Origin of the sequence: Chamaesiphon sp. VAR_69_metabat_338 (assembly GCF_031423935.1) — a bacterium.
GTDB lineage: Bacteria > Cyanobacteriota > Cyanobacteriia > Cyanobacteriales > Chamaesiphonaceae > Chamaesiphon.
The window spans coordinates 1-5,117 of record NZ_JANPGM010000532.1 but is presented as its reverse complement, the minus strand read 5'-3'; the positions used below and the strand labels follow the sequence as shown (position 1 = coordinate 5,117).

General features: G+C 48.3%; 4 protein-coding genes and 1 pseudogene. 3 read left to right on the top strand and 2 right to left on the bottom strand.

Annotated features, from left to right (window positions below):
• The 3 genes from RMO84_RS14750 to RMO84_RS14740 all read left to right on the top strand — a co-directional run.
• Nucleotides 1-532: FtsX-like permease family protein (locus RMO84_RS14750; protein WP_310489202.1), on the top strand; the 532-nt coding region annotated here is incomplete at its 5' end.
• 8 nt (nucleotides 533-540) lie between these two features.
• Nucleotides 541-1,284 carry a DevA family ABC transporter ATP-binding protein gene (locus tag RMO84_RS14745; protein ID WP_310489201.1) on the top strand — a complete coding sequence of 248 codons (744 nt, stop codon included), beginning with the start codon at nucleotides 541-543 and terminating at the stop codon, nucleotides 1,282-1,284.
• A gap of 170 nt (nucleotides 1,285-1,454) precedes the next feature.
• Nucleotides 1,455-2,882: a biotin/lipoyl-binding protein gene (locus RMO84_RS14740; RefSeq protein WP_310489200.1), complete on the top strand. Its 1,428-nt coding sequence runs from the start codon at nucleotides 1,455-1,457 to the stop codon at nucleotides 2,880-2,882.
• Between the two features lie 127 nt (nucleotides 2,883-3,009).
• On the opposite strand, the gene trpD is transcribed toward RMO84_RS14740, so the two are convergent.
• Both trpD and RMO84_RS14730 read right to left on the bottom strand, forming a co-directional pair.
• A complete protein-coding gene (gene trpD / locus RMO84_RS14735; RefSeq protein ID WP_310489199.1) occupies nucleotides 3,010-4,050 on the bottom strand; it encodes an anthranilate phosphoribosyltransferase in 1,041 nt (346 codons plus the stop codon).
• Between the two features lie 176 nt (nucleotides 4,051-4,226).
• A pseudogene (locus RMO84_RS14730) lies at nucleotides 4,227-5,117 on the bottom strand (hypothetical protein); the annotation flags it as partial.

Here is a 5,117-nt window from a genome sequence, read left to right as displayed (position 1 = left end):
CGGCCAAATCACGTTAGGGTTGATTAAGCTCAAGCCTGGTGTCGATCCCGATCTAGTTCTCGCTCAAATCAAAGCGATTTTGCCGCCGGATACGATCGCCTCCACAAAACAGCAATATGTAGCCGAAGAACAAGCCTACTGGCAGCAAACCACCCCGATTGGCATTGTGTTCACCTTCGGCACAATCATGTCATTTATCGTGGGGATGGTGATCGTCTTTCAGATTCTCTCGACTGACGTGAACGAGCACATGAGCGAATATGCCACGTTTAAGGCGATGGGATATCGCGATCGCTATCTGCTGGCGATCGTGCTGGAACAATCGCTGATTCTGGCATCGCTGGGATTTATCCCTGGTTTAGCACTCGCATTAGGGCAATACGCGCTGATTCAGAACCTCGGTGCTTTGCCAATTTTCATGACCGTGGAGCGGCTAATTCTGGTCTTTTCACTCACAGTGGCGATGTGTGTAGTCTCAGGTGCGGTGACAACTCGCCGGCTGCAATCTGCCGATCCAGCCGATAATTTTTAGGAGTTAACATGAATCCAGTTTCAATACTTACCTGGGACTATATACCTGTTCGGCCTCAAGTCAAGACATCTGCAGTCAAGCCATCTCCAGCGATCGAAGTGGCGCACTTAGATCACTTTTTTGGCGAAGGCGAGCTAAAAAAACAGGTGCTTTTTGACATCAATCTGGCCATTAATGCTGGCGAAATCGTGATCTTGACTGGCCCCTCTGGTTCGGGTAAAACGACATTATTATCGCTGATGGGTGGCTTGCGATCGCCTCAATCCGGCAGTCTGCGGATGTTGAACACAGAACTGGTCGGTGCGCCCAAAGCGTTGGCCGTACAGGCACGTCGCTCCTGTGGCTATATCTTTCAGGCACATAATCTCCATACCAGCCTGACTGCGCAAGAGAACGTGATGATGGGGCTAGAAGTTCACGGTACTTATTCGCGTTCGGCGCGGCGCGATTTAGCCCTATACATGTTAGGAGTGGTGGGTTTAGGCGAACGGACGCAATACTATGCAGAAGCTCTTTCTGGCGGCCAAAAACAACGAGTTGCGATCGCTCGTGCCCTAGTCAGCCGTCCGCAAATCGTGTTAGCCGATGAACCCACCGCCGCACTAGACAAACAATCCGGGCGCGACGTGGTGGAACTGATGCAAAAACTGGCAAAACAACAGGGCTGCACCATCTTGATGGTGACACATGACAACCGCATTTTAGATGTTGCCGATCGCATTATCCACATGGAGGATGGACATTTAAATTAATTGAGAACTGCGGCTCGCTCTGCGGAAGTTCCCTCCGCATAGAAGCGAGACAAGACAGAGAATTGAGAATTAATAATTGCCCACTCCCTGCATCTACTCCCTTCTCACTCAAGAAATAGACAACCTCTATTCACTATCCCCTATTCCCTATTCCCTATCCCCTAATTATTATGTTCCACAACTTAGAAAAACCGACTAAAGTGCAGAATACTGGCAATCAAACACCATTAATGTGGTGGGTAACTATTGCCCTAATTGCCATCAGTGGCGGCGGTATTTATATCCAGCAACAGCAAGCAGCACAGCAAGCAGCAGAAGTGAAAGCGCAATCGATCGCCGATGTAACTAAATCGGTACCAACAACCGTCACAGCCTTGGGGAAACTGGCACCTCAAGGGGAAGTCATCAAGCTGTCCGCACCCACATCAAACGAAGGTGTCAAAATCGATAAGTTGTTAGTAGAAGAAGGAACGACAGTTAAATCGGGACAGTTAATCGCAATTTTGGATAGTCAAGGACGCTTACAAGCAGCGGTAAATGAAGCTAAAGCCAAAGTCAACGTTGCCCGAGCAAGTCTGGTAAAAGTCAAAGCTGGAGCTAAGCAGGGCGAAATTAATGCTCAGAAAGCCACCATCGCTAAATTGCAAGCCGAGCAAGGGACGGGAATCGAAGCCCAGAAAGCGACACTTGCCAAAGTTGTCGCCGAAACAGTAACTCAAGTCGAAGCCCAGAAAGCAACACTCGCCAAAGTTGTCGCCGAAACAGCAACTCAAATTGAAGCCCAAACAGGAGCTATTGCCGAAGCCCAAGCTGGACTTGCGAACGCTCAAGCCGAGGATAAACGTTATGCCACCCTCTATCGACAGGGGGCGATTTCTGCTTCTAACGGCGATAGTAAGCGGTTGACCTTACAAACCGCACAGCAGAAAGTCAACCAGGCTCAAGCAAATTTAAAACGCATTGAATCTACTGGGAAGCAACAACTAGCTGAAGCTCAAGCCAATTTACGCCGGATTCAAACATCGGGACAACAGCAAATCAATGAAGCACGCGCTAATTTGCGAAAGCTCGAAACATCGACACAGCAACAGGTCAAAGAAAGTCAATTTACTCTCGCTAAAATTGCGGAAATACGTCCGGTAGATATCATGTCTGCCGAAGCAGAGATCGACAGTGCGATCGCCTCTTTAAAACGTGCCGAAGAAAATCTCGCGCAAGCTTATATTAAGTCACCTCTAAATGGTCAAATCTTGGAAATTTTTGCACGTCCTGGAGAAGTAGTTGGCACTAATGGGATTGCCGATCTTGGTAAAACTAGTCAAATGTATGGCGTGGTGGAAATCTACCAAAATGATGTTAATAAAGTTCGAGTCGGACAGAAAGTAAACATTACTAGTAATTCTCTACCTAGCAAATTGCAAGGCACGATCGAGCGAGTTGGCGTTCAAGTCAAGCGTCAAAACACGATCAATGCCGATCCTAGTAGTAATATCGACGATCGAGTTGTGGAAGTTCATGTCGCTTTAGATTCAGAATCGAGTCAGAAAGCTGCTAAGTTTACCAACTTACAAATTCAAGCAACGATCGATCTAAAATAAATCGCCACCACAAGAGGGTTATTGCCGATCCAGGCGATCGTTCTTGCAGCAACTTAATCAGTAGGGTGAGCACTGCCCCACCCTACAAGCTATCCACTATTAACTTTGTTTGAATGCAAGATGTGAGTTAATCTACCGCGCCCAAGAAACTTACTAACTCTTGCAACTTATCCCAAGCCACACCACTATTCAATACTGCTGTTGCCAGCTCGATCCCGTGCCGATGTGCGCCAATCGGTACGAGATCGGCCATTTGCAGTGCTAACCCGGCATTAATAGCCACCACATCTCGTTGAGCGGGTGTGCCTTTACCTTGCAGCACTGTGGTGAGGATCGCCGCATTTTCTGCCACATCGCCACCTGATAGCGCAGTAAGCGGCGCGGGAGTAATGCCTAGCTCTACCGGATCGATGCTGGTGAGTTTGACCTCACCATTAGTTAAGATGGCGAGATCTGTCGCATCGCCTAAACCAGCCTCATCCAAGCGTTCCCGACCATGTAACACGATCGCTTGTTGAGTACCGAGCATCCCTGCTGCTTGGGCAATAACTTCGAGCAGATGGGGTGTAAATACGCCGATAATTTGTCCCGTCGGGCGCAACGGATTGACGAGCGGCCCGAGCAGATTAAAGACCGTCCGAATCTTCAATTCTTGGCGGAGCGGAGCCACTGCTTTCATTGCGGGATGCCAACCGGGGGCAAATAAGAAGGTAATGCCAACTGTATTTAAAGCGGCAGATATTCGCGCTGAGGGGGCTGCTAATTTTACACCGAGTGCTTCTAAGACATCGGCAGAACCGACCCGGCTGGATACCGATCGACTGCCATGTTTGGCAACTTTTGCGCCAGCTGCGGCAGCGACAAAGGCCACTGCGGTAGAGATATTGAAGGTGGATGCACCATCGCCACCAGTGCCGCAGGTATCGATTATGGGAGTGGGATGTGCGATCGCTGGAGCTTGTAATACCTGAGCCATGCCAGCGAGTTCTGACGCGGTGATTTGCTTAGCTTCGAGTGCGGCTAAAATCGCTCCAGATAATCCCAGTGGGATCTCACCATCGAGCCATCCCTGCATCAGGATTTTCGATTGCGCTTGAGTGAGCGATTTCCTTTCTAGTAATTGTTGGAGTAGCTGCGACCAAGTTGCGGGTTCGGTTAAGGTGAGCATGAGGATCTGGTATTTTAAATAAATAACATCGAATTAGTAATTTATAGCAATATCGATCGATACTGAAGGTTGTCGATCGATGTTGTTAAAACTAGTTGTTAATTTAGGCGACGATGGCTGCAAGTAGGCGTTTACCCAAGTAAAGAATAAACGCCTATGTTTGCATTGGTAAAATCCTAAACGATCTGAATAGTACCTTTAGTATTTAGCAAAGTTGCGAGTAGATCGCTGCCTGCAAAAATTTGGGTATCCGAGCCACATAATTGGGTGGTAATCGAGTTGGTTTTCTTCGCAGTGGTACCAAGACTAATCGAATCGTTGGCGTTAAAATTCCATACTGTTGCTGCGCCCTCGCCCGTGTCTAAGATCAGTTGATTTGCACCATTGCTTAAATAGATCTCATCATTGCCAATTCCGGCACTAACGAGATCGTTGCCCTCACCGCCATAGATGATGTCATCTCCAGCACCTGTGTAGATATAATCTCGATCGGAGCCACCATCAATAATATCTTTACCCGTACCAGTGATGACGATATTTATCCCGTTACCAGTATCGATATAATTATTCCCATCACCAAACAGGAATAGATCTCGATCTGCACCACCATAGGCAGTATTGTCACCATCGCCAGCCATGAACATACCGATCCCTTGACCGCCATACATGGTGTTATCACCACTGCCGAGATAGAAAAGATTTACGCCCTTGTCACCATATGCAATATTGTTGTCATCTCCGAGGATGCAAACGTGGTCGCCATTTCCATCGATAATCGAGGGATCTTGTGCCAGCAACTTGTTAGCGAGCTGTGTAAAATCAGTAATCTGGGCATCGTCGGGCAATAGCGGCGTATTATCCCAGCGGATGTGGCCAAAGACGCCATCGGCGGCATTATTAGGGCCTGCGGCATAGTAGAGCGAATCGGTATCGCCTAAGCTTGCACCATTACCAAAAACCATGCCCCAGATCCCATCCACAACCAGCGTTTCACCTGCATCATCGCGGACATAATCGATCGCTGTGTGGGTGTCGGGATCGAATGCGACAACGGTACCAGTATTAAA